General features: G+C 71.7%; 28 protein-coding genes and 1 riboswitch. Of the genes, 18 read left to right on the top strand and 10 right to left on the bottom strand.

Annotated elements, in window-relative coordinates:
• The first annotated feature begins 25 nt into the window (after positions 1 to 25).
• Both AB0J57_RS17095 and otsB read left to right on the top strand, forming a co-directional pair.
• Positions 26 to 259, top strand: coding sequence for a DUF3263 domain-containing protein (locus tag AB0J57_RS17095; protein WP_366128954.1), 234 nt, complete (start codon positions 26 to 28; stop codon positions 257 to 259).
• A gap of 37 nt (positions 260 to 296) precedes the next feature.
• Positions 297 to 1,142, top strand: coding sequence for a trehalose-phosphatase (gene otsB, locus AB0J57_RS17090; protein ID WP_366128953.1), 846 nt, complete (start codon positions 297 to 299; stop codon positions 1,140 to 1,142).
• Positions 1,143 to 1,389: 247 nt separating this feature from the next.
• Here otsB and AB0J57_RS17085 read toward each other — a convergent pair whose 3' ends face one another.
• Positions 1,390 to 2,832: a trehalose-6-phosphate synthase gene (locus AB0J57_RS17085; protein ID WP_366128952.1), complete on the bottom strand. Its 1,443-nt coding sequence runs from the start codon at positions 2,830 to 2,832 to the stop codon at positions 1,390 to 1,392.
• A gap of 45 nt (positions 2,833 to 2,877) precedes the next feature.
• Positions 2,878 to 3,822 carry a glucosyl-3-phosphoglycerate synthase gene (locus AB0J57_RS17080; RefSeq protein ID WP_366128951.1) on the bottom strand — a complete coding sequence of 315 codons (945 nt, stop codon included), beginning with the start codon at positions 3,820 to 3,822 and terminating at the stop codon, positions 2,878 to 2,880.
• Between the two features lie 115 nt (positions 3,823 to 3,937).
• A riboswitch (SAM riboswitch) is annotated at positions 3,938 to 4,082 on the top strand.
• A gap of 17 nt (positions 4,083 to 4,099) precedes the next feature.
• On the opposite strand from AB0J57_RS17080, the gene thrC reads away from it, so the two are divergent.
• The 5 genes from thrC (at position 4,100) to AB0J57_RS17055 (ending at position 8,790) form a co-directional block, all read left to right on the top strand.
• Entirely contained in the window at positions 4,100 to 5,383 is a 1,284-nt protein-coding gene (gene thrC, locus AB0J57_RS17075; protein ID WP_366128950.1) for a threonine synthase, read from the top strand.
• Between the two features lie 24 nt (positions 5,384 to 5,407).
• Positions 5,408 to 5,686 (top strand): ubiquitin-like small modifier protein 1, encoded by a 279-nt coding sequence (locus tag AB0J57_RS17070; RefSeq protein WP_366128949.1) that lies wholly within the window; start codon positions 5,408 to 5,410, stop codon positions 5,684 to 5,686.
• A gap of 410 nt (positions 5,687 to 6,096) precedes the next feature.
• Entirely contained in the window at positions 6,097 to 6,303 is a 207-nt protein-coding gene (locus tag AB0J57_RS17065) for a cold-shock protein (protein ID WP_008743607.1), read from the top strand.
• Between the two features lie 330 nt (positions 6,304 to 6,633).
• Positions 6,634 to 8,256 (top strand): chaperonin GroEL, encoded by a 1,623-nt coding sequence (gene groL / locus AB0J57_RS17060; RefSeq protein WP_366128948.1) that lies wholly within the window; start codon positions 6,634 to 6,636, stop codon positions 8,254 to 8,256.
• Between the two features lie 90 nt (positions 8,257 to 8,346).
• Complete coding sequence (locus AB0J57_RS17055; protein WP_366128947.1) at positions 8,347 to 8,790, top strand: SRPBCC family protein; 444 nt, start codon at positions 8,347 to 8,349, stop codon at positions 8,788 to 8,790.
• Positions 8,791 to 8,814: 24 nt separating this feature from the next.
• Here AB0J57_RS17055 and AB0J57_RS17050 read toward each other — a convergent pair whose 3' ends face one another.
• Positions 8,815 to 9,057, bottom strand: coding sequence for a DUF397 domain-containing protein (locus tag AB0J57_RS17050; protein ID WP_366128946.1), 243 nt, complete (start codon positions 9,055 to 9,057; stop codon positions 8,815 to 8,817).
• Complete coding sequence (locus AB0J57_RS17045) at positions 9,038 to 9,880, bottom strand: helix-turn-helix transcriptional regulator (protein WP_366128945.1); 843 nt, start codon at positions 9,878 to 9,880, stop codon at positions 9,038 to 9,040. Before AB0J57_RS17045 ends, AB0J57_RS17050 begins: the two co-directional genes overlap by 20 nt.
• Before the next feature lie 115 nt (positions 9,881 to 9,995).
• On the opposite strand from AB0J57_RS17045, the gene AB0J57_RS17040 reads away from it, so the two are divergent.
• The 5 genes from AB0J57_RS17040 to AB0J57_RS17020 all read left to right on the top strand — a co-directional run bounded on the left by AB0J57_RS17040 (position 9,996) and on the right by AB0J57_RS17020 (position 13,319).
• Positions 9,996 to 10,193: a hypothetical protein gene (locus tag AB0J57_RS17040; protein WP_366128944.1), complete on the top strand. Its 198-nt coding sequence runs from the start codon at positions 9,996 to 9,998 to the stop codon at positions 10,191 to 10,193.
• Positions 10,190 to 10,393, top strand: coding sequence for a hypothetical protein (locus AB0J57_RS17035; RefSeq protein ID WP_366128943.1), 204 nt, complete (start codon positions 10,190 to 10,192; stop codon positions 10,391 to 10,393). The genes AB0J57_RS17040 and AB0J57_RS17035 overlap by 4 nt, the downstream gene beginning before the upstream one ends.
• Positions 10,394 to 10,510: 117 nt before the next feature.
• Complete coding sequence (locus AB0J57_RS17030; protein ID WP_366128942.1) at positions 10,511 to 11,134, top strand: Uma2 family endonuclease; 624 nt, start codon at positions 10,511 to 10,513, stop codon at positions 11,132 to 11,134.
• Between the two features lie 75 nt (positions 11,135 to 11,209).
• Complete coding sequence (locus tag AB0J57_RS17025) at positions 11,210 to 12,604, top strand: ABC transporter permease (RefSeq protein WP_366128941.1); 1,395 nt, start codon at positions 11,210 to 11,212, stop codon at positions 12,602 to 12,604.
• A 31-nt stretch (positions 12,605 to 12,635) separates the two neighbouring features.
• Positions 12,636 to 13,319 (top strand): ABC transporter ATP-binding protein, encoded by a 684-nt coding sequence (locus AB0J57_RS17020; RefSeq protein ID WP_366128940.1) that lies wholly within the window; start codon positions 12,636 to 12,638, stop codon positions 13,317 to 13,319.
• Here the strand turns inward: AB0J57_RS17020 and AB0J57_RS17015 are convergent.
• The 3 genes from AB0J57_RS17015 to AB0J57_RS17005 all read right to left on the bottom strand — a co-directional run bounded on the left by AB0J57_RS17015 (position 13,297) and on the right by AB0J57_RS17005 (position 16,685).
• Entirely contained in the window at positions 13,297 to 14,685 is a 1,389-nt protein-coding gene (locus tag AB0J57_RS17015) for a PTS transporter subunit EIIC (RefSeq protein WP_366128939.1), read from the bottom strand. The two genes, AB0J57_RS17020 and AB0J57_RS17015, sit on opposite strands and share 23 nt — an antisense overlap.
• Before the next feature lie 133 nt (positions 14,686 to 14,818).
• Positions 14,819 to 15,721, bottom strand: a complete 903-nt coding sequence (murQ, locus tag AB0J57_RS17010; RefSeq protein ID WP_366128938.1) for an N-acetylmuramic acid 6-phosphate etherase — start codon at positions 15,719 to 15,721, stop codon at positions 14,819 to 14,821.
• 22 nt (positions 15,722 to 15,743) lie between these two features.
• Positions 15,744 to 16,685, bottom strand: coding sequence for a MurR/RpiR family transcriptional regulator (locus AB0J57_RS17005; protein ID WP_366128937.1), 942 nt, complete (start codon positions 16,683 to 16,685; stop codon positions 15,744 to 15,746).
• Between the two features lie 66 nt (positions 16,686 to 16,751).
• On the opposite strand from AB0J57_RS17005, the gene AB0J57_RS17000 reads away from it, so the two are divergent.
• Together AB0J57_RS17000 and AB0J57_RS16995 are read left to right on the top strand one after the other, a co-directional pair.
• Positions 16,752 to 17,108, top strand: a complete 357-nt coding sequence (locus AB0J57_RS17000; protein ID WP_366128936.1) for a hypothetical protein — start codon at positions 16,752 to 16,754, stop codon at positions 17,106 to 17,108.
• The gene (locus tag AB0J57_RS16995; RefSeq protein WP_366128935.1) at positions 17,105 to 17,374 is read left to right on the top strand and encodes a DUF4031 domain-containing protein; all 270 of its coding nucleotides are present in this window, start codon (positions 17,105 to 17,107) and stop codon (positions 17,372 to 17,374) included. Before AB0J57_RS17000 ends, AB0J57_RS16995 begins: the two co-directional genes overlap by 4 nt.
• Here AB0J57_RS16995 and AB0J57_RS16990 read toward each other — a convergent pair.
• Positions 17,328 to 18,551 (bottom strand): Cmx/CmrA family chloramphenicol efflux MFS transporter, encoded by a 1,224-nt coding sequence (locus tag AB0J57_RS16990; protein WP_366128934.1) that lies wholly within the window; start codon positions 18,549 to 18,551, stop codon positions 17,328 to 17,330. The genes AB0J57_RS16995 and AB0J57_RS16990 overlap by 47 nt on opposite strands.
• Before the next feature lie 74 nt (positions 18,552 to 18,625).
• On the bottom strand, positions 18,626 to 19,279 hold the full coding sequence (locus AB0J57_RS16985) for an HD domain-containing protein (RefSeq protein ID WP_366128933.1): 654 nt from the start codon (positions 19,277 to 19,279) through the stop codon (positions 18,626 to 18,628).
• Positions 19,280 to 19,340: 61 nt separating this feature from the next.
• Between AB0J57_RS16985 and AB0J57_RS16980 the strand changes: the two genes are divergently transcribed.
• From AB0J57_RS16980 to AB0J57_RS16965, 4 genes are all read left to right on the top strand, one after another.
• Positions 19,341 to 20,018 (top strand): maleylpyruvate isomerase family mycothiol-dependent enzyme, encoded by a 678-nt coding sequence (locus AB0J57_RS16980; RefSeq protein ID WP_366128931.1) that lies wholly within the window; start codon positions 19,341 to 19,343, stop codon positions 20,016 to 20,018.
• A 132-nt stretch (positions 20,019 to 20,150) separates the two neighbouring features.
• Positions 20,151 to 21,359 (top strand): argininosuccinate synthase-related protein, encoded by a 1,209-nt coding sequence (locus tag AB0J57_RS16975; protein ID WP_366128930.1) that lies wholly within the window; start codon positions 20,151 to 20,153, stop codon positions 21,357 to 21,359.
• 39 nt (positions 21,360 to 21,398) lie between these two features.
• Positions 21,399 to 22,139: a 2OG-Fe dioxygenase family protein gene (locus AB0J57_RS16970; protein ID WP_366128929.1), complete on the top strand. Its 741-nt coding sequence runs from the start codon at positions 21,399 to 21,401 to the stop codon at positions 22,137 to 22,139.
• Positions 22,140 to 22,189: 50 nt separating this feature from the next.
• Positions 22,190 to 23,194, top strand: coding sequence for a DMT family transporter (locus AB0J57_RS16965; protein WP_366128928.1), 1,005 nt, complete (start codon positions 22,190 to 22,192; stop codon positions 23,192 to 23,194).
• Here AB0J57_RS16965 and AB0J57_RS16960 read toward each other — a convergent pair.
• On the bottom strand, positions 23,129 to 24,154 hold the full coding sequence (locus AB0J57_RS16960; protein WP_366128927.1) for a helix-turn-helix transcriptional regulator: 1,026 nt from the start codon (positions 24,152 to 24,154) through the stop codon (positions 23,129 to 23,131). The genes AB0J57_RS16965 and AB0J57_RS16960 overlap by 66 nt on opposite strands.
• Between the last annotated feature and the right edge of the window lie 235 nt (positions 24,155 to 24,389).

The following is a 24,389-nucleotide window of genomic DNA, read 5'->3' as shown; positions in this document are numbered from 1 at the left end:
CGACCACGTTGACTATGTTGCTCATATGACCGCCGAGCCACTCACCGAACGGGACCGGGCCGTCCTCGCCATGGAACGGCGCTCCTGGCCCGGCCCCGGTGCCAAGGAACGCGCGATACGCGAGCAGCTCGGCCTGTCGCCCACCCGGTACTACCAACTGCTCAACGCGCTCCTCGACGACCCGAGGGCGCTGGAGCACGACCCGGTCACCGTCAACCGCCTGCGGCGCGTACGGGCGTCGCGGGAGGCGCGGCGCTGAGGTGTGCGCGGGCGGGGCCCTGGATAGGTTTCGGTGCATGGGCACCCAACCGGATTCCTTGCCGCGTCCCGCCACGCCCGCGGGCCGCGACGGCCTCGCCGCGTTCCTGGACCGTCCCGGGCGGGCGGTCGTCGCCCTCGACTTCGACGGCACCCTCGCCGACATCGTGGACGACCCCGAGCAGGCCCGGGCCCACCCCGGTGCCGTCGCCGCCATCGCCGCGCTCGCCCCGCGCGTCGCGTCCGTCGCGGTCATCACCGGCCGCCCGGCGGGCGTGGCGGTACGGTACGGCGGCTTCGCCGGGGTGCCGGGCCTGGAGCACCTGGTGGTCCTCGGCCACTACGGCGCCGAACGGTGGGACGCCGTCACCGGCACGGTCCGCGCCGCCCCCGAGCACCCGGGCGTGGCTGCCGTCCGCGCCGAGCTGCCCGGGTTCCTGGACCAGGTGGGCGCGTGGCGCGGCACGTGGATCGAGGAGAAGGGCCGCGCGGTGGCCGTCCACACCCGCCGCGCGGAGGACCCGCAGGCGGCCTTCGACGCCTTGCGCGCCCCGCTGTCCGACCTGGCGGCCCGGCACGGCCTGGTCCTCGAACCCGGCCGCCTGGTCCTGGAACTCCGCCCCCCGGGCGTCGACAAGGGCGTGGCGCTCACCGAGTACGTCCGGGAGACGGGCGCGGAGGTGGTCGTGTACGCGGGCGACGACCTGGGCGACCTTCCGGCGTTCGCGGCGGTCGAGAAGCTCCGGTCGGACGGGCTGCCGGGCCTGCTGGTGTGCAGCGGCAGCGACGAAGTCACCGAGGTCGCCGGCCGCGCCGACCTCCAGGTCCCGGGCCCGGCGGGAGTGGTCGCGCTCCTGTCCGCCCTGGCGGCTGCCGCCGCCTGACCGGGCCGCTGGTCGCCCCTGCCCGGGCGCGGCGCCCGGAACCCGTGGGTGTGGGGCGTGGCCCCTCCGGGCTCACCTCCTCGAGGCCGGCGGCCTTGGGTCACGAGTCCTTGGGAGCCCGACCTTTGCCGCCAACCTCTGCGGGGGCGACCCTGCACGGCCCCACCCCGGCCGTCGTGCGTCTGACTGCCGGGGGTTCTTCGCGGCGCGAAGCTGCCGCGCCGGGGGTCCGGGGGCGGAGCCCCCGTCAGGGACGGAGCGCGGTGAGCTGGTCCAGGAACCAGCGGGCCGGGGGGAGGGACGTCGCCGCGGCGGCGAGGCGCTTCGTGCGGTCCGCGCGGTCGGCGGCGGGCATGGAGAGGGCCTCGTGGAGGGCGTCGGCCGTGCCGACCACGTCGTAGGGGTTCACCGTGATCGCGTCCTCGCGCAGCTCCTCGTACGCGCCCGCCTCGCGGGACAGGACGAGGGCGCAGCCGGTGTCGGAGACGACGGGGACCTCCTTGGCGACGAGGTTCATGCCGTCGCGGATGGGGTTGACCAGCGCGACGTCCGCCAGGCGGTACGCCGCCAGGGAGCGGGCGAAGTCGTCCTCGACGTGGAGGATGACGGGCGTCCAGCCGTCGACGCCGTACTCCGCGTTGATCTCGTCCGCGAGCTCGGACACCTGGGCGGTGTACTCGCGGTAGACCGCCAGGTCCTGGCGGGAGGGGTAGGCGAAGGCGAGGTGGACCACCCGTTCGCGCCACTCCGGGCGCTCGGCGAGCAGGTGCCGGTAGGCGAGCAGGCCGCGCACGATGTTCTTGGAGAGTTCCGTGCGGTCGACGCGGACGATCGTCTTGCGGCCGGGGCCGATCTGGTCGCGGAGGGTAGCCATCCGGTCGCCGACGTCGGGGCGGCGTGAGCGGTCACGGAGGAAGTCGCCGTCCGCGCCGAGGCCGTGCACGCCCAGCTCGGTGCGCCGGGGGCGGCCGTGGGTCATGTGTTCGACGCTCGGGGGGAGGTCCTTGGGCCAGAGGGCCTGGACGTCCATGTCCCGGAGGGACGTCGCGCAGCAGGACTGGAACGCCTTGAGCCAGCGCCAGGTCAGGAAGCCGAGGCGGTCCGCGCCGAGCATGCCGAGGAGGAGTTCCTCGGCGATGTCGTCGGGGAGCATCGAGAAGTACTCCGGCGGCGCCCACGGCGTGTGCGAGAAGTGCCCGATCCGCAGGTCGGGGCGCAGCTCGCGGAGCATGCCGGGGACGAGGGCCAGGTGGTAGTCCTGGACGAGGACGGCGGCGCCGTCGGCCGCCTCCTGGGCGAGGGCCTCGGCGAACGCCCGGTTGTAGAGGCGGTAGGCGACCCACTGGCGGCGGAACTCGGCGTCGAAGACCGGTTCCAGGGGCGTCTGATACAGCATGTGGTGCACGAACCACAGCACCGAGTTCGCGATGCCGTTGTACGCGTCCGCGTGCACGCGTGCGTCGATGTCGAGCATCTTCACGCCCGGCTCGGCCGCGATGCCCCGCTGCACCGCCTGCCGGTCGCCGTCGCTCAGCGCCGCGCACACCCACAGCGCGCCCGCGTCCGGACCGATCGCGGAGAGTCCCGACACCAGCCCGCCCCCGCCGCGCCGGGTGTCGAACGTGCCGTCCTCGCGGGGGACGTAGCTGACCGGACCGCGGTTGGAGGCGACGAGAATCTGGGCTGCCATGGAGACGAACCTAGCCCGTAGCGGAAACGCTCAAACGTACGGCACTCACGCCACCCGGCGGCGCCGTGCGTACTCGGCCACCTCGATCATCGGCGGCCGCTCCTCGGTGTCGACCTCGTGCGTGCGCGGCACGAAGCCGTCGTCGCCCCGGTCGAACTGGGTGAGCCGGGGCCGCACCAGGTGCCCGCGCGACAGCCGGAGCTGGGCCGTGCGGTAGATCGCCGCCGCCATCCGGCCCAGCGCCCGCTCGTCCTGGTGCCGGTGCTTGCGCACGCCCACGTCCACCTGGGCGAGGGCGTCGAGGCCCACGGTGTGCAGGGCGTCCACGAGGAGGCCCAGCTCGACCCCGTAGCCGACGGGGAAGGGCAGCCGCTCCAGGAGCGAGCGGCGGGCCGCGTACTCGCCGCCCAGCGGCTGGACGAACCCGGCGAGCTGGGGCCAGTGCAGGTTCAGCAGCGGCCGCGCCACCAGCTCGGTCACCCGCCCGCCGTGGCCGGCGACGCCCGCGAGGGGCCGGTCGTACATGGCCTTGACGAAGTGGACGGACGGGTCGGTGAGAAGCGGGCCGACGATGCCGGTGACGAAATCGGCCGAGAAGTCACGCAGGTCGGCGTCGACGAAGCAGACGATGTCGCCGCTGGTGGCGAGGAGGGAGCGCCACAGCACCTCGCCCTTGCCGGGGAGGGCGGGTATGCGGGGGAGTATCGCGTCCCGGTGCACCACGCGCGCGCCCGCGGCGGCGGCGACCTCGGAGGTGCGGTCCGTGGAGCCCGAGTCGATCACCACGAGTTCGTCGACGAGGGGCGCGGAGGGGGACATGAGGTCGCGGCGGATGACGGTGACGATGTCGCCGACCGTCGCCTCCTCGTTCAGCGCCGGCAGGACGACACTGACGGTCGTACTGTGCTTGGCCGCGAGCAGCCGGTCGAGCGGTCGGTCGGCCACGGACCAGGACCGCCGCTCCAGCCAGCGCTCCACCTCTTCCAGCACGTGATCTCCATCTCGCGTTTCGGACGACCATCTCAAGTGTCCGGGGGTTCGGTTACAGTCTTGAACAACGCGGATGACCGTCGCATGTCGGGTCCCCGTGCAGACAATCGAATACCGCTCATCCAGAGGGGCAGAGGGATACGGCCCGTTGAAGCCCCGGCAACCCTCCAGCCGGCACTCGCAAGATCTTGCGCGAGGCCCCGGCTAGGGAAGGTGCCAAATCCGTCTCATGGCGAAGTGCGCCATGAGGAAGATGAGGAGAAAGGGCCTCGCCTCCATGGCTGTACAGACTGTCGCCACCGCCAAGAACGTCGACCTCGGGCCTGCTTCCGCCCTCTCCTGTCGCGAATGCGGCGAGCGCTTCGAGCTCGGTCCCATTTTCGCCTGTGAGCTGTGTTTCGGGCCCCTGGAGATCGCGTACGACCTGCCGGTCGGCGACCCCGAGGGGCTGCGCAAGCGCATCGAGGCCGGGCCCGCGAACATCTGGCGGTACGCGCCACTGCTCCCCGTCCCGGCGGACGTGACCGACAAGCCGAACCTGAACCCGGGCTGGACCAAGCTCGTCCAGGCCGACAACCTGGGCCGTGAGCTGGGCGTCGAGCCGGGCAAACTGTTCGTCAAGGACGACTCCGGCAACCCGACGCACTCCTTCAAGGACCGTGTCGTCGCCCAGGCCCTGGAGGCCGCCCGCGCCTTCGGTTTCACCACCCTCTCCTGCTCCTCGACGGGCAACCTGGCGGGTGCCGTCGGCGCCGCGGCCGCGCGGGCCGGTTTCCGGTCGTGCGTGTTCATCCCGCACGACCTGGAGCAGGGCAAGGTCGTCATGGCGGCGGTCTACGGCGGTGACCTGGTCGGCATCGAGGGCACCTACGACGACGTGAACCGCTTCTGCTCCGAGCTGATCGGCGACCCGCTGGGCGAGGGCTGGGGCTTCGTCAACGTCAACCTGCGGCCGTACTACGCCGAGGGTTCGAAGACGCTGGCGTACGAGATCTGCGAGCAGCTCGGGTGGCGACTGCCCGACCAGCTCGTCATCCCGATCGCATCCGGCTCGCAGCTCACGAAGATCGACAAGGGGCTCCAGGAGCTGATCAAGCTCGGCCTGGTCGAGGACAAGCCGTACAAGATCTTCGGCGCCCAGGCGGAGGGCTGCTCCCCGGTGTCGGCGGCCTTCAAGGCCGGTCACGACGTCGTACGGCCCCAGAAGCCGAACACCATCGCCAAGTCGCTGGCGATCGGCAACCCGGCCGACGGCCCGTACGTCCTGGACATCGCGCGCCGGACGGGCGGCGCGGTGGAGGACGTCAACGACGAGCAGGTCGTGGACGCGATCAAGCTGCTGGCCCGGACCGAGGGCATCTTCGCCGAGACGGCGGGCGGGGTGACCGTGGGCGTGACGAAGAAGCTGATCGAGGCGGGTCTGCTGGACCCGTCGCTGACCACGGTCGTGCTCAACACGGGCGACGGCCTGAAGACCCTCGACGCGGTGGCCCCGACGACGGGCCCGACCGCGACGATCCGCCCGAGCCTGGACGCGTTCCGCGACGCCGGCCTGGCCTGACCCGACCTGAAAGGCACCACGAACATGAGCGTCAACGTCCGCATCCCCACCATCCTCCGTTCGTACACGGACGGCCAGGCCGAGGTCACGGCGGAGGGCGCGACCCTCTCCGAGGTCATCGAGTCGCTGGAGAAGAACCACCCGGGCATCGCCGCCCGCGTCCTGGACGACCAGGGCAAGCTCCGCCGGTTCGTGAACGTGTACGTCAACGATGATGACGTGCGCTTCGAGCAGGGTCTGGAGACCGCCACGCCCGACGGGGCGGGTGTCTCCATCATTCCGGCCGTCGCAGGCGGCTGCTGACGTACGCAGCGTTACCTCCATTGCCCCCTCCGCGAGCTAAGCGGAGGGGGCAATTCTGCATGGTTGAGCGCGGTAGAGTTGGGGAAGTCCCCGCCGCTGCCAGTGCCGCCCGCATATGAGAATGGGGCGAGGCGGCGACAAGATGCAGTCAATGTGAGCTTGAGAGTTGCGCCATTTGCGCACTTTGCCGGGCCCGACTTGCCCGGGATTCTGGCCAATTCGGCCATCTTTTCCGTTCACCCATGCTCGGAATTCTCGTCCGATTGACCTGTTGCAGACGGCAGTTGGGCAGATACATTCAGCGGCGGTCGACGCGTTCCGGCGCACGCCCGCACCTGTCAGCGGGTGAGGTCTGACCCGGGTCCGCGAAGTGCGGTCCTGTGCAAGGGCCAGTAATAGGGGAGTTAGGCATGGCTCAGGGCACCGTCAAGTGGTTCAACGCGGAGAAGGGGTACGGCTTCATCGCGGTCGACGGTGGTGCGGATGTTTTCGTCCACTACAGCGCGATCCAGATGGACGGCTACCGCACCCTTGAAGAAGGTCAGCGAGTCGAGTTCGAGATCTCGCAGGGCCAGAAGGGTCCGCAGGCGGACATGGTCAAGCTCGCCGCCGGCTGAGAGCCGCGTCGCGATCGACCGACCATCGACTGTCGACATCGCAAGTGCCGAGGGGCCCGCGTTCCAGGGGACGCGGGCCCCTCGCGCGTGTCCGGACCCCTGTCCTGCCCCTGGCGGACCCCTGTCTCGTATGCGAGAGGCGCTTGCACTCGTAGGGGTCGAGTGCTAATCATTGGCGTTAGCACTCTGAAGGTGAGAGTGACAACGAAGGACCGGGTCGGTGAGGTCCGCAGGCCGGTGGGGCAAGGAACCACAGGGGCATGCAGGCCGTCCGTCGCGGGCGCCAGCGCGGTCCGGAGCATCCACCCCAGTCCGGGAGGACCACTTCACATGGCCAAGATCATCGCGTTCGACGAGGAGGCACGGCGCGGCCTCGAGCGCGGCATGAACCAGCTCGCCGACGCCGTCAAGGTGACCCTGGGCCCCAAGGGTCGCAACGTCGTCCTCGAGAAGAAGTGGGGCGCCCCCACGATCACCAACGATGGTGTCTCCATCGCCAAGGAGATCGAGCTCGAGGACCCGTACGAGAAGATCGGCGCCGAGCTGGTCAAGGAAGTCGCCAAGAAGACGGACGACGTCGCCGGTGATGGTACGACCACCGCGACCGTTCTCGCCCAGGCGCTCGTCCGCGAGGGTCTGCGCAACGTCGCCGCCGGTGCCAACCCGATGGCCCTGAAGCGCGGCATCGAGACCGCCGTCGAGGCCGTCTCCGGCGCGCTGCTGGAGCAGGCGAAGGATGTCGAGACCAAGGAGCAGATCGCTTCCACGGCCTCCATCTCCGCCGCCGACACCCAGATCGGCGAGCTCATCGCCGAGGCCATGGACAAGGTCGGCAAGGAAGGCGTCATCACCGTCGAGGAGTCCCAGACCTTCGGTCTGGAGCTGGAGCTCACCGAGGGTATGCGCTTCGACAAGGGCTACATCTCGGCGTACTTCGCCACCGACATGGAGCGTATGGAGGCGTCGCTCGACGACCCGTACATCCTGATCGTCAACTCCAAGATCTCCGCGGTGAAGGACCTGCTCCCGCTGCTGGAGAAGGTCATGCAGTCCGGCAAGCCGCTGCTGATCATCGCCGAGGACGTCGAGGGCGAGGCCCTGTCGACCCTGGTCGTCAACAAGATCCGTGGCACGTTCAAGTCCGTCGCCGTCAAGGCCCCGGGCTTCGGCGACCGCCGCAAGGCCATGCTGAACGACATCGCCATCCTCACCGGTGGCCAGGTCATCTCCGAGGAGGTCGGCCTCAAGCTGGAGAACGCCGGCCTGGACCTGCTGGGCCGCGCCCGCAAGGTCGTCATCACCAAGGACGAGACCACCATCGTCGACGGTGCCGGTGACAGCGAGCAGGTCGCGGGTCGCGTCAACCAGATCCGCGCCGAGATCGAGAACTCCGACTCGGACTACGACCGCGAGAAGCTCCAGGAGCGCCTGGCGAAGCTGGCCGGCGGCGTGGCCGTCATCAAGGCCGGTGCCGCCACCGAGGTCGAGCTCAAGGAGCGCAAGCACCGCATCGAGGACGCGGTGCGCAACGCCAAGGCCGCCGTCGAGGAGGGCATCGTCGCCGGTGGTGGCGTGGCCCTGCTCCAGGCGTCCAGCGTCTTCGAGAAGCTGGAGCTCGAGGGCGACGAGGCGACCGGCGCCAACATCGTCAAGCTGGCCCTTGAGGCCCCGCTGAAGCAGATCGCCGTCAACGGTGGTCTCGAGGGCGGCGTCATCGTCGAGAAGGTGCGCAACCTGCCCGTCGGCCACGGCCTGAACGCCGCGACCGGTGAGTACGTCGACATGATCGCCGAGGGCATCATCGACCCCGCCAAGGTGACCCGCTCTGCCCTGCAGAACGCGTCCTCCATCGCGGCGCTCTTCCTCACCACCGAGGCCGTCATCGCCGACAAGCCGGAGAAGGCCGCGGCCGGTGCTCCGGGCGGCATGCCGGGCGGTGACATGGACTTCTGATCCGCTCGCGGATCAGACACGTCCTTTCGTTCCGAGGGCGGTACCCCTTCTCCCAGGGGGTGCCGCCCTCGGGCGTTCTACGCTGGTCTCATGGCCGTCGACGTCCTGACCGAGACCGTGATCGACGCCCCGTGCGACCTCGTCGCCGCGTACGCCGCCGATCCCTCGACCGCGCCCGAGTGGTACCGGAACATCGTGTCGGTGGAGTGGGAGACCGAGTCGGAGGTACGGGTGGGCGCCAGGGCCGCGTTCGTCGCCCGCTTCCTCGGTCGCCGGCTCGTCTACACGTACGAGATCGTCGAGTACGAGCCCGGGCGGAAGCTTGTGATGCGGGCGGATCAAGGCCCGTTCCCCATGGAGACCACGTACACCTGGGAGCCGTACGGGGTCGAGGGCGACCGGACGCGGATGACGCTGCGGAACCGTGGCGGAGGCGGCAGCCGCCTCGCCGCCATGGCGGTACGGCGCGCCAACCGCAAGGACCTCGCCATGCTGCGGCACCTGCTGGAGATGCGGTACGGCCCCGGGGCGTGATGGTCCCGGGGCCGTCGCGCTCTCTTATCGCTTGAGGCCCGCTACGAACGCGGACCAGGCGGCGGCCCGGAACACGAGCTTGGGGCCGGTGGGGTTCTTGGAGTCACGGACGGGGACGAGGTCGGGGTGGCCGTCGGCCACTTCGAGGCAGTCGCCGCCGCTGGGGCCGCTGTACGTCGACTTGCGCCACGTGGCGACTTCCAGGCAGTTCCCGCCGCTGGCGTCGCTGTAGCTCGACTTGCGCCACTCAAGGATGTCGATCTTCATGGGCGTAATCCTCCGCCACTGATTCGATCAGGGCCAGGGATTCTTGGGGTGACAGTGCGCTGGCCCCGAGCAGATCGTAGGACAGTTCGTAGTGTTTGACGGTGGCCGGGTCGTCGTGCAACTGCCCTGAGCCCAGGCTTTCGAGGTAGGCCAGCGGGGGCGCGTCGTCGAAGGACATGAGTTTGAGCGCGCCCGCCAGGGCCATGTGCGCACCCGCCTTGAACGGGATGACCTGCACGATCACCCGGTGACAGCGGCCCAACGCCGCGATGTGGCGCAGCGCCCCGGCCATCACCGCCGGGCCGCCCACCTCTCGTCGTAGGACCGCCTCGTCCAGGACGGTCCAGAACAGCGGCTTCGCCGGGTCGTCGAGGATGTGCGTGCGGGCGAGTCGCGCCTCGACCAGGTCGTCGATGACGTCGTCCGAGGCGGTGGGGCGCCCGCCACGGAACACGGCCCGCGCGTACGGCTCCGTCTGGAGCACGCCCGGGATCAGCAGCGGCGCGTACTCCTTGATCGCCGTCGCGACCGCTTCCGCCTCCGCCGCCTCGGCGAAGTGATCCGGGTACCTCGACTTGTTGGCGGCCCTACAGTTCCGCTGGAAGAAACCATTCGTGCCCAGTATGTCGTCGATCTTGGCCGCGATCTCGGGCTGCATCCGTCGTGTGCCCGACTCCAATTGGCCGATGAACGAGCCGCTCACGAAGAGCTTCTCACCCAGCGCTTCCTGGCTCAGACCGGCGTTTTCGCGGGCATGGCGCAGCTCGGCGCCAAGAAGTGCCCTGGGTGAGGAAGACGGGTCGAGATCCTTTGGACCGGGCATGTGTCAACTCCCGTTAGCACAGATGGGGTTGTTGGGCCGCCTTTGTGTTCAGACTAGCCGCCAATCGACCACGCTGTGTACAGAACCCGAACACTCAGCGTGGAGGTGCCTGGTCATGGGGATGCTGTCGGCCGAGCAAGTGGTGGCGCAACTGCGGGACGAGCTCCGCAGGGTGGGCGTGATCCTGCCGTCCCTGCGGGTCGACCCGGTGTCGGCCGCGAGCGAAGTGCCGTACCCGCTGGTGGAGCTCGGCCGGTGCAACGTGGACACGGCCATGCGGCTGGTCGACGTGCTGCGCGGGGCCGGCCGATGAGCGCGCCCGAGTACATGATCGACTCCCGGGACGGGCGGATCGGCGAGGTCATGGGGCACGTCGGCGGGTACGTACAACTGCGCCCGCCCGGCGGCGGCCGGGAGTGGGACTGCCCGCCCGAGGCGCTGACCCCCGCCCCGCCGGGCGAGGTGCTTCGGGCGCGTGTTCGGGAGTTGAACAGACAGGCTCGTCTGCCGTGAGAGTGCCGGGTTCGTGCGCTGCTCACACGATCGTGGGACGCTGAGGAAAGGGGCGCTTCCCCGGCGCCCCGTCGATCTACATTCGCCTTCCTCAGGCCACGGGAGAAGGGACCCGCGATGACAGCCGCGATGGTCGAGAACGACCCGGCCCCCGAGACCCCCCCGACGTGGGAATTCATGCTGAACGCCTGGCGCGAGCTGGACGTGCCCGAGGGCTGGCGCGCCGAGATCGACAAGGGGAAGATTTTCTTGGTTCCGCCGCCACACGCGCACCACAACGGCATCGCCGAGGTCGTGCAGCGCCGCCTCTACAGGGGGCTGCCCGACGAACTGGGCATCTACCAGACCCTCGGAGTGCACATCGCGCCGCTCGACAAACTGTACGTTCCCGGCCTGGTCGTGATGCCGACCGACTTGATCGCTGCCGCCGACCCGGACACCTATGACCCCGTCGACGCGTCCGAGGCCCTGCTGATCGTGGAGATCACCTCCAAGAACAACGCCACCGACGACCGGACCAGGAAGTACCACGCCTACGCACGCGCCCTGGTCCCGATGTACCTGCTCATCGACCGGTACGACACCCGTGGCGCGATGGTCACCCTGTTCACGGAGCCGCAGGACGGCACGTACAAGCAGTCCGAACAGGTGCCGTTCGGAAAGGTGCTCACCCTGCCCGAGCCGTTCGGGGTCGCGCTCGACACGGCGGCGTTCCCGGGCGGCGTGGCGGCCGGCGCGTAGCTCCGCCGTCGCTTCTCATGCGACTCTCACCGGCGCCTTAACCCCCCATCACGCCGCCTCCATAGCTTTCGCGGCATGTTCTTCACCTATCTCCGGCGCGAGTTGCGCCGCCGGCGGAAGGCGGCGTTCGTCGTCGCTTCGGGGCTGGCCCTCGGAATCGCGCTGGTCATCGTCGTCAACTCGGTCACGGCCGGGATGAACCGGGCCCAGGGCAAGGTCCTGGAGTCGCTGTACGGGCTGGGGACCGACATGACGGTCACCAAGGCCGCCTCGCCGCCCGGGGAGGGGGACATTGTGCGGCGGCCGAGGTTCCAGTTCGACGCCAAGGAGGACGGGGGCGGCGAGCAGAGCCAGGACGTCGTCATGGTCCAGGGGTTCGAGACGCTCGCGGCCTCGACCGTCGCGAAGGTCGGCGCGCAGGACGGCGTCGCCGAGGCCGTCGGCGGGCTGAACGCCCGGGTGATGAAGGTCGACGGGAAGTTCGAGCGCGGCGAGGCGCAGCCGGGGAAGCGTGTCCAGGGAGGCGGGGCGGACTTCGGGGTCGACTCGTACACCGTGTACGGCACCGACGTCGCCCACCAGGGGCTCGGGCCGCTGACGTCGTCGAAGATCACGGCCGGACGTACGTTCACGGCGGCCGAGACGGCCGCCAAGGTGGCCGTCGTCGACAGCGCGTACGCCAAGGAGCAGGGGCTGGCCGTCGGGGAGAAGCTCACCATCTCCGGCACGGCGTACGGCGTCATCGGCATCGCGACCGCCGACAGCGGTGACGCCGCCGCCAACGTCTACCTGCCGCTCGCCGAGGCGCAGAGCCTCGCCGACGCCAAGGGCAAGGTGACGACGGTCTACGTCCGGGCGACCGACTCGCAGCGGATCGAGGACGTCAAGGGAGCGATCCAGAAGAACGTTCCGGGGACGACGGTCACCACGTCCGCCGACCTCGCCGACACCGTTTCGGGGTCCCTGTCGACCGCCTCCGACCTGGCGGCGGGCGTGGGCAAGTGGCTGTCGGTCGTCGTGCTGGGCGCGGCGTTCGTGGTGGCGGGGCTGCTGACGTCGTCGGCGGTGAGCCGGCGGGTGCGGGAGTTCGGCACGCTCAAGGCGCTGGGGTGGAAGAGCGGGCGGGTCACTCGGCAGGTGGCCGGTGAGGCGCTGGTGCACGGGCTGATCGGCGGGGCGCTGGGGATCGGCGTCGGGCTGGCCGGGGCGTGGGCCATCACGGCGTTCAGCCCGACGCTCACGGCTGAACTGGGCGGCGGCCAGCGGGTCGTCGGCCCGGGTGGCGGGGGCGGGCCGGTGCGGGAGGCGGCGGGTCGCGCCCTGGACATCGCGCTCACCGCGCCCGTCTCGCTCACCACCATCGCCCTGGCCGTGGGCCTCGCCGTCGCGGGCGGGCTCGTCGCGGGCGGGTTCGGCGGCTGGCGCGCGGCGCGGCTGCGGCCGGCGGACGCGCTGCGCCGCGTTGAGTAAATCCTTCTCGTACGACTGGAGTTGACAGTAGATGTACCAGCTCAGTGGCGTCACCAAGCGCTACCGGCGCGGCAAGGACACCGTGCGGGCCCTGGACGGAGTGGACCTGATCATCGAGGACGGCGGGCGGCTGGTCATCCAGGGCCCGACCGGTGGCGGCAAGTCGACGCTGTTGCAGATGCTCGGCGGCCTGGACCGGCCGACGGAGGGCAGTGTCGTGCTGGACGGCACGGACCTGGCCACGCTGCCGGAGGCGCGGCTGACGCGCGTACGGGCGGAGAAGATCGGGTTCGTGTTCCAGGGGTTCAACCTGGTGCCGACGCTCACCGCCCAGGAGAACGTGGAGACCGCCCTCGTACCGCTGGGGCTGAGGGCGGCGGAGCGGCGGGAGCGGGCGGGGGAGGCGCTGGTGTCGGTGGGGCTCGGGGAGCGGCGGGGCCATCTGCCGGGCGAGTTGTCGGGCGGTCAGCAGCAGCGCGTCGCGATCGCGCGGGCGCTGGTGAAGCGGCCGGCGGTGCTGCTGGCTGACGAGCCGACCGGCAACCTGGACGAGTCGACGCGCGACGAGATCATGGACTTGCTGGAGGGGCTGTGGGAGGAGAACGGGCTGACGTTCGTCATGGTCACCCACGACACCGCCCTTGCCCGGCGCGCGCCCCGGCTCGCCGTGATCCGCAAGGGCCGGGTGACGATCAAGGAGCAGGCGTCGCGGTGAGGGTGGCCCTGTCGAGGCCGAAGAGGTACGTGGCGGCGAACCCGGCCACGTACCCGGTCAGCAGCCCGCCCGCGTAGACGGCGACGGTGGTGAAGGCGAGGCCCTGGTCGCCGGCGAGCAGCGGGAACAGGGCCCAGCCGGACGGGCCGATCGCCGTAGAACCGACGGTGGTGCCGAGCATGTTGAACAGCCCGACGAACCCGCCGCCGAACGCCCCGCCGACGCACGCGGTGATGAACGGGCGGCCGAGGGGGAGCGAGACGCCGTAGATGAGCGGTTCTCCGACGCCGAGCAGCCCGGCGGGCAGCGCGGACTTGATGGTGCGGCGGAGGTCGGTGTGGTGGCGGAGGCGTACGTACACGGCGGCGGCCGCGCCGACCTGGCCCGCGCCCGCCATCGCGAGGATGGGGAGGAGGACGGTGTGGCCCTGCTGCTCGATCAGGGTGGTGTGGATCGGGATCAGGGCCTGGTGGAGGCCGAGCATGACGAGGGGGAGGAAGAGGCCGCCCAGGACGAAACCGGCGACTGCTCCGGCGTGGGCGAGGAGCCAGTCGGCGGCGGTGCCGATGGCGGCGGACACCTCACCGGCGACGTACATCAGCCCGTAGACGGTGACCAGGCCGGCGACGAGGACGGTGAGGGTGGGCGTCACGAGGACGTCGAGGGCCTCGGGGACGCGGCGGCGGCACCACTTCTCGACGTGGACGGCGAGCACGGCGGCGGCCAGGGCGCCGAGGACGCCGCCCTGGCCGGGGGAGAGCTGCTGGCCGAAGGCCTCGACCTTGGCGACGCCCGCGTACACGACGATCGCGGCGACGGCGCCGCCGAGGATGGGGGTGCCGCCGAACTCCTTCGCCGTGTTGAGCCCGACGAACACGGCGATCAGCGCCATGAAGCCGGACGCGATGGCGGCGAGGGCGGGGGTGAGGGCGGGCAGCCAGTGGAGGTTGACGAGCAGTCCGTTGAGCCCGGCGATGACGCCGCAGCCGATGAGGGCGGGGATGAGGGGGACGAAGATGTTCGCGACGCGGCGGAGGAGGAGCTTGGCGGGGGTGGCGTTCCTGGCCTTCTGGGCGGCCTTGATGGCTTCGCCCCTGGTGCTCAGGAGGAGGGCTTCGAACGCGGGCGTCACGCGGGCGACGGTGCCGGGGCCGAGGACGATCTGGTAGGTCTCGTCGTCCTCGACGACCCCGAGGACGGCGGGGTGCGCCCGGAGCGCCTCGTCCTGGACGAGCGTGCGGTCGCGGAGGCCGAGGCGGAGGCGGGTCATGCAGTGGGCGACGGAGGTGACGTTGTCGGCGCCGCCGACGAGGGGGAGGAGGGCGGTGGCGGTTGCTTGGTGCGGGTCGGTCTCGGGTGCGGTCATGGCGCGGATGGTGCCAGGGGGAGGGCGCTGTACGGCGGCTGCACGCCGGTGGGTGGGTTGTGCCCACCCGTTCCTCCCCCTACGGCTACGCCGTGGGGGGACCCCCAGCGGAACGATTGCCCACAACCAGGGGCTACTGGTTGAGCGCTGCCCGTAGGTGGCCGTTCGTCTTCTGGAGCAGGGCTGTGGCCGTCTCTGCGTCCACGTCCGCCAGGAGCGTGAGGATCGCCGGCTTCACCTCGCCGTCCGTGGCCGTGAGGGCGGCTTCGATGGCGGCGTCGGGGGCGCCCGTGGCGAGGGCGACGATGCGGTGGGAGCGGGCGCGGAGTTTGTCGTTGGAGGCGCGGACGTCGACCATGAGGTTCCCGTACGTCTTGCCCAGCCGGATCATGGTGATCGTCGAGATCATGTTGAGGACCAGCTTCTGGGCGGTGCCCGCCTTGAGGCGGGTGGAGCCGGTGAGGAGCTCGGGGCCGACGACGACCTCGATGCCGTGTTCGGCGGCGGCCGCGAGGGCGCTGCCCGCGTTGCAGGAGAGACCGATCGTCAGGGCGCCCCGGGCGCGGGCGTGTTCGACGGCGCCGATGGCGTAGGGGGTGCGGCCGGACGCGGAGATGCCCACGACCGTGTCGGCGGCGGTGAGGGACAGGGCGTCCAGGTCGGCGGCCGCCAGGTCCTTGGAGTCCTCGGCGCCCTCGACCGCCTCCAGCATGGCCGTGGGGCCGCCCGCGATGAGGCCGACGACCTGGCCGGGGGTGGTGTTGAAGGTGGGCGGGCACTCGCTGGCGTCCAGGATGCCGAGCCGTCCGGCCGTGCCCGCGCCCGCGTAGACGAGGCGGCCGCCGCGTGCCATCCGGTCGGCGGTGGCGTCGATGGCGGCGGCGATCCGGGGGAGCTGGCCGGCGACGGCGACGGGGACGGACTGGTCCTCGGCGTTCATGAGGCGGGCGATCTCGGCGGTGGGGAGGCGGTCGATGTCGGCGAGTTCGGGGCGGAACGCTTCCGTGGTGAGGGCGGACAGCTCGGAGTGGTTCATGCGGGCGTGCTCTTTCGGCCGGTCAGCGGGTGCGGGGTGAGTGGCGGTGCGCGAGGGCCTCGTACGACGCGGAGAGGGCGGGGGCGGCCGTCTCGTACGTGCGCTGCGTGACGCCGGTGAACAGGCAGTCGACGACGAGGAGTTGGCTGGTGCGGGAGGACATGGCGGCGGGGCGCAGTTCGCTCTCGCGGGCCGTGGAGGTGGTGAGTATGTGGTCGGCGTACTGGGAGACCGGGCCGTCGGGACGACCGGTGATGGCGACGGTCGTCGCGCCGTGGTCGAAGGCGACGCGGAGGGGTTCTATGACGTCGCCGGTGGAGCCCGAGTGGGTGATGGCGATGGCGACGTCACCGGAGCGGAGCTGGACGGCGTTGGTGACGGCGAGGTGCGGGTCGCTGTGGGCGTGGGCGATCAGGCCGATGCGCAGCAGCTTCTGGGCGAGGTCCTGGGCGACGAGCCCGGAGGCGCCGACGCCGTAGATGTCGGTGCGGCGGGCGGCGGCCAGGGCGGTGACGGCGGCGCCGAGCTGGACGGTGTCGAGGCCGGCGGCGGTGTCGGCGAGGGTCTGCTGCTCGTCGTGGGCGAGCTTGGCGACGACGTCCGCGAGCGGGTCGTCGACCGCGATGTCGGCGGTGACGGAGGGCGCCCGGCCGGACTGCTGCTGGGCGGCGAGCCCGGCGAGGGCGAGGCGCAGGTCGCGGTAGCCGGGGTAGCCGAGGAGGCGGGCGGTGCGCACGACGGTCGCCTCGCTGGTGCCGGTGAGTTCGGCGAGGCCGGTGACGGTGAGGGCGGCGCACCCGGCGGGGTCGCCGGCGACGGCTTCGGCGACGCGCTGCATGGAGCGGGTCATGGACGGTGCGAGGGTGCGCACCTTGGCGGCGAGGGCGGCGGGGGCGGGGGCGGTCTCCCCGCCGGGTCTGCCGGTGCCCCTGCTGCTGAAAATTTCCTTCACGTCATTGGTCACACCTGAAAGGTATTTTCAGCCCTGGGGGTCGTCAACCCCTCCCGGACCTGGGGTGACAATGGCTCCATGGACGCCGTAGACCCCCTGGAGCAGGCCCTGCACGCCGCGCGGGCCCTGGTCCTCGCCGACCTCATGGCGCGTGACGTCGCCGAGGCGGAGGTCGTCTCGCTCGTGGAGGACGCGGTGACGCACCGCCGCTGGTGGGTCGAGCAGTGGCCGGAAGGCATCGAGTACGTCGCCGGGCTGGTCGCCCAGGACGTCCAGGACGCGCTGCTGGAGCGGTACGGCCGCTGGCCGCTGTGCCCGGTGTGCGCCTCCGGCGACCCGCACGCGCTGGACGTGGAGCCGGAGTTGGGGCCCGACCCGCACTGGGTGTGCGGCAAGGCGGGCGTGGTGGTGGCACGGGTCGGCGGCCTTACGTGACGGTCTACATCGACCCGCCGAACTGGCCGGGCCACGGCCGCATGTGGTCCCACATGGTGAGCGACACGTCCTACGACGAGCTCCACGCCTTCGCCGCCCTGATCGGCGCCCCGCCCCGCGCCTTCGACGGCGACCACTACGACGTGCCCTCCGAGCGCTACGCGGACGCGGTGGCGGCCGGCGCCGTGGAGGTGGGCTCCAAGGAACTGGTCCGCCGGCTCACGGAGTCGGGCCTGCGGCGCCCGAAGCGGCGGCCGGCTCCCTGACGGAGCCGCCCGACCCCGTCACCACCCGCGACGTCGAGCTGTGCAGGCGCAGCGCCACGGCGGCCGCCGCGAGGCCGAGGAGCGTCATCGCCGCGCCCGCCCAGGCCGTGGAGGGGAAGCCGAGGCCCGCGTCGATGACCGTGCCGCCGAGCCAGGGGCCGCCGGTGTTGCCGAGGTTGAAGGCGGCCGTCGTCGTGGCGCCCGCGAGGGTCGGGGCCGCGCCCGCGACGTTGAACATGCGGGCGTTCAGGGCCGGGGCCGTGTAGAAGGCCGAGACGCCGAGCAGGAAGGACAGGATCACCGTGGCGACGGGGCTGGAGGCGAACACCGCGAGCGCCACCAGGAACACCGTCGACGCCGTGATGCCGCTGATCAGCACCCCGAACAGGTGCGCGTCCGCGACCCGGCCGCCGATCGTCGTACCGATCAGCGCGCCGATGCCGAACAGGCCCAGCACGGTCGGCACCCAGCCCGCGTCGAGGCCCGCCACGTCGGTGAGCAGCGGCGCCAGGTACGAGAACGCGCAGAAGACGCCGCCCGCCGCGAGCGCGGTGACCACGACGGCGAGCCAGACCTGCCGGTCGCGGTAGATCGTCAGCTCGTGGCGCAGTCGGGGCTTGTCGTCCGGGAGCGGGATGCGGGGGATCAGGGTCACCACGCCGACCAGCGCGACGGCGGAGGCGGCGCCGACCGCCCAGAACGCGGACCGCCAGCCCAGGTGCTCGCCGAGGAACGCGCCGGCCGGGACGCCGAGGACGTTCGCGATCGACAGCCCGCCGATCATCACGGCCATCGCCCGGGCGCGCGAACCGACCGGCACCATCGCGATCGCGACGGCCGCCCCGACCGCCCAGAACCCTGCGCACGCGAGCGCGCTGACCACGCGGGACGCGAAGAGGATCCCGTACGAGGGCGCCAGCGCGCCCACGAGCTGACCGAGGCCGAACGTGCTGATCAGCGCGATGAGCGTGGTCTTGCGCGGCAACCGCAGCGTGGCGACCGCGAGCAGCGGCGCGCCGATCACCATGCCGATCGCGAAGGCCGATATGAGGAGCCCGGCCTTCGGGATGGAGACGTTCATGTCGTCCGCGATCGGCGGCAGCAGACCGGACAGCATGAATTCGCTCGTGCCGAGCGCGAAGACGGACAGGCCGAGGATGTAGACGGCCAGGGGCATACGGGTGCGATCACGTTCGGCGGTAGAGGGCATGCCAGGGGTCAACGCGGCCGGGAGCCCTTACATTCCCCCCCTCACGTTCCCGATGTCTCCAGCAGCTTCAGCTCGGTGGTCAGGTTCTGGCGGGCCCGCTCCTCCCACTCGCGTGCCCCGTGCGGGGTGCGGAACAGGCACGGCAGGCCCAGGAGCTGCCGCAGGACCGCCGCGCGGCCTTCCCGGAACGCGTCGTCCGGGACGAAGCCGTACTCCTCCCGTACCGCCGCCGCGTAGGCGGCGTACGCGTCGGGGGCGGCGGCCAGGATCGCCAGGTCCGCGTCGCACAGCACCTCGCCGTTGCGGTCGCCGTCCGCCGGGTCGTGGGTGATCGTCAGCCGGACCAGGCGGGCGACCTCCGCCGTACGGGCCTCGTCGAAGCCCAGCTCGGGCAGGGCGCGCTCGGCGAGGCGGGCGCTGCGCTCCTCGTTGGTGGACCGCTCGGGCAGGTAGACGGCGTCGTGGAACCAGGCGGCGAGGCGGACGAGGTCGGGGTCGTCCGCGTGGTCCGCGAGCTCGTCGACGCGGTCGAGGACGGCCACGAGGTGGTCGGTGGTGTGGTAGCGGCGCTGCGGCTCGGCCCAGCGGGCGAGGAGGTCGTCGGCGTAGCGGTCGGCATGCGGAGCGTCGTGCACGGCCGACGCCCAGCGGTGGCGCAGGTCGTCGTGTGCGGGGTGAGCGGGAAGGGGCGCCATGGGGTCATTGTGCCGGGTGCGGCCCGTTGCAAGGGCGGGGTGTGCACGGTTGGCTGGGGGCATGAGCGATCTACGTGACGTATCAGACGTACGTGACCCCGAGCTGCCCGGGCTGTTGCTGCGTACCGAGCGCGACACCCTGATCCCGCTGCTGCGCGGGGTGTCCGACGAGGCCTTCGCCGTCCGCACGTGCTGCCCCGGCTGGACGGTGCGGCACGTGCTGGCGCACTGCGCGGCGGCGCTGACACGGGTGGTGGAGAAGCGTTTCGAGGAGGGGGTCTTCAGCCCCGAGTCCAACGAGCGGGACATCGCGGAGCGTGCGGAGTGGTCCCACGCGGAGGTGGTCGACGAGCTGGAGCGCGGCATGACGGAGGCGGGCGCGGTGATCGCCGGGGCGCCGGACGGGCGGCAGGACGGCATCGCGCTGGGCGAGTGGGTGCACGCGGGCGACGTCCGGGAGGCCCTCGGCGAGCCCGGCGCCTACGCGGGCCCCGGGCTCGCCCCGGCGCTGGACCTCCTCGCCTCGGTCACCCGGGCACGCGGCACCGTGCCGCTCCACGCCGACCTCGACGACCGCGACGAGCCGCTCCGCCTGGGCGCCGCGTCCGGCGAACGGCCCCCGGCCCGCTACCTGGGCCCGGCGCCGACCCTGATCCGCCTCTACGCCGCCCGCCCCCTCACGGGCACCCGCTACGAGCTGGCGGGCGCCACGGAGGCGGACCTGGTGCTGTTCGGCTGACGCGCGGGCGGCCGCCGGCCGGCCACCGACCGGGTGCGGTCATGGCCGGGGGCGGACGTCCGGATCTCATTGTCCGGCGGTCGCCCGTCCGGAAGGCTCCCGTCTGTGACCAGTGCAGACGTTGGAGAGTCCATGCCGTCCTCCCCCCTCATACGTTCCTTCTCGCAGCTCGAAACGCTGGACCCGGATCGCCCCGTCGTCACCCTGTTCAGCGGTGGCCTCGACAGCTCGTACCTGCTGCTCCGGCTGCGCCGCATGGGCGTCCGCGACGTGCACGCCGTGAGCGTGGACATCGGCGAGGACGAGTCGAGCGGGTACAAGCGCCAGGTGGCCGAGGCCCTCGGCGCGACCATCCACATCCTCGACCGGCGCGAGGAGTTCGCCACCCGGTACGTCGCACCCGCGATCGCCGCCCAGGCCGTCTACCTCGGCATCCACCCGGTGAGCTCCACCCTCAGCCGGCCCCTGATCGCCGACAGCGCGGTCGCACTGGCCCGCGCCCTGGGCGCGCAGGCCGTCCTGCACACCGCCAACCGCTCGCAGAACACGCTGCGCCGCCTCAACGGCGCCCTGCGCCTCCTCCGCTACGAGGGCGCGTTCGGCAGCCCGTACGACCTCGATCCGGTGAGCCGCGACGACAAGCTCACCGAACTGCGGGCCGCGGGCATCGACCTGCTCGCCGGGCGGATCGTGAGCGGTGACTCCAACCTGTGGTGCCGCGAATTCGAGTCCGGCATCCTCGACGACCCCGAGCTGCACGAGGTCCCCGAGGAGATGTACGCCTGGAGCCGGCACACCGCCGCTCCCGGTGACACCGACACCGTGACGGTCACCGTGGAACACGGACTGCCCGTCGCCGTCGACGGCGTACCGCTCCCGCTGACCACACTGATCGACCAGCTCAACCAGCGGGTCGGCGCCTTCGGACTCGGCCGCTACTCGGGCCTGGAGCACCTCGACCACGGCGAGAAGGTGCTGGAGATCCGGGAGATGCCGGCCGCCTGGCTGCTGCTGAACACCTACCGGCACGTCGAGAGCGCCTGCCTGGACGCCGAACTCGTCCGGGAGAAGCGGCACCTGGAGCAGTTGTGGGTGCGTGAGGCACTGGAGGGCCGGTGGTTCGGTGAACTCCGGCTCGCCCTCCAGGTCTTCATGGACGCCTGCGCGGCCCGTACCACCGGTTCGGTGACCTGGCGGCTGCGTACGGGCGGTGCCGACACGCGTGCGATCAGCACCCCTTCGCCGCTGTACCTGCGCGACCGCGAGGCGTGGGAGGAGCGGGCGATCGCCGCGGAGTCGGCGCCCTTCGCCCGTACCGCCCCGCTGCTGACCGCCGTCTGATCACTCACCCACACCCCTTCCTGTACGGAGCACCTCGCCATGACCACGGCCACCGCCACCGCCACCACCCACCCCGTCGCCCTCGACGCCGTCCAGGCGCTCGCCGGACCCGGCGGCCACCTGATGCCCTCCGCCGCGCTGTCCGCCCTGGCCGGGGTGGACGCCGCCGACTGGGCCCGCTTCGCCGCGCACTGGGGCGAGCTGACCCTCGACACGTACATGGCCGACGGCGGCACCTACCGCTACCGCCGCTACGGCCAGTTCGAGCTCGACGCCGCCACCGGGGGCCTCACCCTGCTGCCGCACGCGCCCTACCGCCAGGAGTCGGAGATCAACCCGCTCAACGGCGGCATCGAGCGCGTATTCGACCCGCTGACCGAGTCCTTCATCGGCGACCCGCTGCTGCGCTCCGTGCTCGTCGAACTCGGCCGCATCTTCACGGCCGTCGACGGGACCGCCACCTGGAACGTGAAGCTCCACCCGTACCGCATCAACGCCTCCGCCGACCAGCAGGGGCAGCCCGCGCCCGAGGGCCGCCACCGCGACGGCGTCACCTTCATCACCTCGCTGATGATCGGCCGCACCAATGTCACCGGCGGCGAGAGCGGCGTGTACACGGACGAGGGTGAGCACCTGCTGACCACTACGCTGTCCGAGCCCGGTGACCTGCTTCTGGGCGACGACCGCCGCACCCTGCACTCGGTGACCCCGGTGCAGCCGGCGAACCCCGCTCTCGCCGCACACCGTGACGTCCTGGTGATCGCCTACACGGCGCGCTGAGCCGCGACGCCCGAGCACCCCCCGTAGCCCTTCCGTTCGAGGAGCCCGCCATGTCCGTGACCGTCACCGCGGCCCGCCGCGCCTGGCTGACCGATCTGCCCGTCCTGCTGGTCGCCGTGGTCTGGGGCTCCAGCTACCTGGCCGCGAAGGGCGTCACCACGGGACAGACCGTGCTGGCCGTCCTGGTGCTGCGGTTCGCCGTCGTGCTGCCCGTGCTGGTGGTCACCGGGTGGCGCAGGCTGCGCGCGCTGAGCGGGGCGCAGATACGCGGCGCGGGGGTCCTCGGGCTGATCCTGGCCGCGATCTTCCTGCTGGAGACGTACGGGGTCGTGCACACCTCGGCGACCAACGCCGGGCTCATCATCAGCCTCACGATGATCTTCACGCCGATCGCGGAGAGCCGGCTGCGCGGCACGCGCCTGCCGCGCTCGTTCGTCGCGGCGGCGGGCCTGTCGGTCGTCGGCGTGCTGCTGCTGACGCAGGGGGCGGGCTTCAGCGAGCCGTCCCTGGGCGACCTGCTGATGCTGGGCGCCGCCGTCGCCCGTACGGTGCACGTCCTGGCGATGTCGCGGATGCGGTCGGTGCGGGGCGCGGACGCCATGTCGCTGACGACCGTGCAACTGGGCGGCTCGGTGCTGGCGTTCGCCCTGCTGTGCGCGGCCCCGGGAACGGGCGCCACCCCGTGGGCCGCGGCGGCGGACTTCGGGGCCTCCGAGTGGGCGTGGCTGCTCTACCTGTCGGTGTTCTGCACGCTGTTCGCGTTCTTCGTGCAGATGTGGGCGGTGCGCCGTACCTCGCCCTCCCGGGTCAGCCTGCTGCTCGGTACGGAACCGGTGTGGGCGGCCGTGGCCGGCATCGCGCTGGCCGGTGACCGTCCGGGCTGGCTCGGCCTGCTGGGCGTGGTGCTGATCCTGGCCGGTACGGCGTGGGGCCGCACGGCGGCCGAGCCGGGCACCGGCCGGCAGGCGCCCGCCGATGGGCCCCGGCCGTCAGCCGTCGAGCCAGCCGAGCCGGACGGCACACACCCCGGCCTGGAAACGGCTGGCCGCCCCTAGCCGTTCGGTCAGTTCGGAGACGAGGCGACGGACCGTACGCTCGGACACCCCGAGTTTGCGGGCCATCGCCTCGTCCGTCAGCCCGCCCGCGAGCATCCGCAGCAGCTCCCGGTGTCTGCCCGTCGGCTGCCACTCGCCGTCGGCCCCCGCCGCCCCGGGGGCCGCTCCGGTGTCCTTACCGGTGTCGTTCAGGACGCTCGACCCGGCCCAGCAGTGCTCGAAGATGCCGCGGAGCACCCCGACCAGGGTCTCGCCGCGCAGCACGACCGCGGCGATGCCCCCGCCGCCCGCCTCCTGGGGCGGGGGCGCGGGCACGATGGCGAGGGAGTCGTCCACGATGATCAGCCGCAGCGGCAGGGTGTGCGCGGTGCGCACCTGGGCCCCTGCCGCGTTCAGCCGACGGAGATACGCCGTCATGTGCGGCACGGCTGCCGTGGAGGCCAGGTGGACGGTGCGGATGCGTACGCCACGGCCGAGCGCCAGGCGGTCGCGTTCGAGGCCCGCCTCCACCATCCCGGCGGGCAGCGCGCGGCCGGGATGGAGCGACAGCACCTCGCTCTCGGCCCGTTGTGAGGCGTCCTCAAGGGCGGCCGACACGTTGTCGCCGCCGGTCACCACCTCCATCTGCACGGAGGACAGTTCCCTGGCGTGTACGGGCTGGAAGTCGGCGACGACCTGGGCGAGCGCGGACCGGGTCTGCTGCACGGCGGCCAGCAGGGCGCCTGTGTGCTGCTCCTCCTCCAGGAGCAGGTTGCGCAACGCCGTGTCCGGTGCGAGCGCGGTCCAGCCGCTCCGGGTGTCCGCGGAGGGGACGAACAGGCCGAGCCGGCCGAGCAGGTGGAGGGCGTCCGCGAACTCCGTACCGTTCCAGCCGCGGTCGCGGGTGAGGACCTCCGGGCGCCAGCCCGCGTCATCCAGCGCTGTCCGGTACAGGTCCTGAGCCCTGGCCCGTGCGTCCACGCAGAACTCCCCCACCGCCATGGGGAACCGCCCCCCTGCGGTCCCCGCGACTGGGATCTTAGGAACACGTCGCGCCCCCGGCCAGGGTGGTTCCGGCATACGGACGCTCGCGGACGCGTCCGCCCCCGGCCATGACCGGTCCCGGACCTCCGTGAGCCGTAGCCGGAGGGGAGCCACGGCGAACATGCTGATCCCACACCGACCGACGTTTTCCAGGGGGTCTCCATGTCTGTTT

Source organism: Streptomyces sp. NPDC049837 (assembly GCF_040674455.1).
Taxonomy (GTDB): domain Bacteria; phylum Actinomycetota; class Actinomycetes; order Streptomycetales; family Streptomycetaceae; genus Streptomyces.
The sequence above is the reverse complement of the archived record's forward strand: the minus strand, read 5'-3'. Positions and strand labels throughout refer to the sequence as shown.

Excerpts from the sequence above, each read along its gene's own strand:
- AB0J57_RS17095 (WP_366128954.1), top strand. The coding sequence starts at position 26 with ATGACCGCCGAGCCACTCACCGAACGGGACCGGGCCGTCCTCGCCATG.
- otsB (WP_366128953.1), top strand. The coding sequence starts at position 297 with ATGGGCACCCAACCGGATTCCTTGCCGCGTCCCGCCACGCCCGCGGGC.
- AB0J57_RS17085 (WP_366128952.1), bottom strand. The coding sequence starts at position 2,832 with ATGGCAGCCCAGATTCTCGTCGCCTCCAACCGCGGTCCGGTCAGCTAC.
- thrC (WP_366128950.1), top strand. The coding sequence starts at position 4,100 with ATGGCTGTACAGACTGTCGCCACCGCCAAGAACGTCGACCTCGGGCCT.
- AB0J57_RS17070 (WP_366128949.1), top strand. The coding sequence starts at position 5,408 with ATGAGCGTCAACGTCCGCATCCCCACCATCCTCCGTTCGTACACGGAC.
- AB0J57_RS17065 (WP_008743607.1), top strand. The coding sequence starts at position 6,097 with ATGGCTCAGGGCACCGTCAAGTGGTTCAACGCGGAGAAGGGGTACGGC.
- groL (WP_366128948.1), top strand. The coding sequence starts at position 6,634 with ATGGCCAAGATCATCGCGTTCGACGAGGAGGCACGGCGCGGCCTCGAG.
- AB0J57_RS17055 (WP_366128947.1), top strand. The coding sequence starts at position 8,347 with ATGGCCGTCGACGTCCTGACCGAGACCGTGATCGACGCCCCGTGCGAC.
- AB0J57_RS17050 (WP_366128946.1), bottom strand. The coding sequence starts at position 9,057 with ATGAAGATCGACATCCTTGAGTGGCGCAAGTCGAGCTACAGCGACGCC.
- AB0J57_RS17045 (WP_366128945.1), bottom strand. The coding sequence starts at position 9,880 with ATGCCCGGTCCAAAGGATCTCGACCCGTCTTCCTCACCCAGGGCACTT.
- AB0J57_RS17040 (WP_366128944.1), top strand. The coding sequence starts at position 9,996 with ATGGGGATGCTGTCGGCCGAGCAAGTGGTGGCGCAACTGCGGGACGAG.
- AB0J57_RS17035 (WP_366128943.1), top strand. The coding sequence starts at position 10,190 with ATGAGCGCGCCCGAGTACATGATCGACTCCCGGGACGGGCGGATCGGC.
- AB0J57_RS17030 (WP_366128942.1), top strand. The coding sequence starts at position 10,511 with ATGACAGCCGCGATGGTCGAGAACGACCCGGCCCCCGAGACCCCCCCG.
- AB0J57_RS17025 (WP_366128941.1), top strand. The coding sequence starts at position 11,210 with ATGTTCTTCACCTATCTCCGGCGCGAGTTGCGCCGCCGGCGGAAGGCG.
- AB0J57_RS17020 (WP_366128940.1), top strand. The coding sequence starts at position 12,636 with ATGTACCAGCTCAGTGGCGTCACCAAGCGCTACCGGCGCGGCAAGGAC.
- AB0J57_RS17015 (WP_366128939.1), bottom strand. The coding sequence starts at position 14,685 with ATGACCGCACCCGAGACCGACCCGCACCAAGCAACCGCCACCGCCCTC.
- murQ (WP_366128938.1), bottom strand. The coding sequence starts at position 15,721 with ATGAACCACTCCGAGCTGTCCGCCCTCACCACGGAAGCGTTCCGCCCC.
- AB0J57_RS17000 (WP_366128936.1), top strand. The coding sequence starts at position 16,752 with ATGGACGCCGTAGACCCCCTGGAGCAGGCCCTGCACGCCGCGCGGGCC.
- AB0J57_RS16990 (WP_366128934.1), bottom strand. The coding sequence starts at position 18,551 with ATGCCCCTGGCCGTCTACATCCTCGGCCTGTCCGTCTTCGCGCTCGGC.
- AB0J57_RS16985 (WP_366128933.1), bottom strand. The coding sequence starts at position 19,279 with ATGGCGCCCCTTCCCGCTCACCCCGCACACGACGACCTGCGCCACCGC.
- AB0J57_RS16980 (WP_366128931.1), top strand. The coding sequence starts at position 19,341 with ATGAGCGATCTACGTGACGTATCAGACGTACGTGACCCCGAGCTGCCC.
- AB0J57_RS16975 (WP_366128930.1), top strand. The coding sequence starts at position 20,151 with ATGCCGTCCTCCCCCCTCATACGTTCCTTCTCGCAGCTCGAAACGCTG.
- AB0J57_RS16970 (WP_366128929.1), top strand. The coding sequence starts at position 21,399 with ATGACCACGGCCACCGCCACCGCCACCACCCACCCCGTCGCCCTCGAC.
- AB0J57_RS16965 (WP_366128928.1), top strand. The coding sequence starts at position 22,190 with ATGTCCGTGACCGTCACCGCGGCCCGCCGCGCCTGGCTGACCGATCTG.